Source organism: Thermogutta sp. (genome assembly GCF_039793925.1).
Lineage (GTDB): Bacteria > Planctomycetota > Planctomycetia > Pirellulales > Thermoguttaceae > Thermogutta.
This window is the reverse complement of the sequence record NZ_JBAMME010000035.1, coordinates 1,069-1,685: the sequence shown is the minus strand read 5'-3', so window position 1 is coordinate 1,685 and position 617 is coordinate 1,069. Positions and strand designations below refer to the sequence as shown.

At 56.1% G+C, this 617-nt stretch carries 1 pseudogene; it reads left to right on the top strand.

Annotated elements, in window-relative coordinates:
* A pseudogene (locus ABJK56_RS01360) lies at window positions 1-202 on the top strand (IS256 family transposase); the annotation flags it as partial.
* Window positions 203-617: the final 415 nt, after the last annotated feature.

Genomic DNA, 617 nt, shown 5'->3' with positions numbered 1-617 from the left:
CATCGAAAGCCCTCATTCGGGAGTTCGGATGCGGACGCGCCGGGTCACGAACTGGCAGGGAGGATCAATGGTGCTGCGCTGGGCGGCTTCCGGGTTCCTTGCAACAGAGAAGAACTTCAGAAGGATGATGGGCTACAGAGACCTTTGGATTCTCGCCGCCGCGCTTGATCGGCATATTGACCAGGAGGGCAAAGCGGCATAGAATAGACGAGCCACCAGCCAACTTTCCACTACGGCTGGGACAGGCTCTTGCGGCGAGAAAAAGCGGGGCTGCTACTTTGGCAGAAGATAGCACTACGTGGATGTGTACGTTGCCAATGGTACTTTTGGCCAACAAGCAGGCAGCACATTGACGTTCGCGCGCCCTCAATGGCGTGGTCACGTGCGATAATCGGGATTGTGCTGACCCAGATAAGCCTGAACGGACGTGCAGAGATGCCTTTGCTACGGGATGTGTCTCGGCTTCATCATCCACGCAGGTGTGCAGGAACGGACTGCCAATGGATAGTAGCAGGTAGGGCAAACAAAGCAAGGTCAACAGCCTTGCCGGTTTGAACAAGTCTACACCGACCATATTCGGGCCTGGTGATCTCAGCCTGGTTCGACAGGAAGCTCGA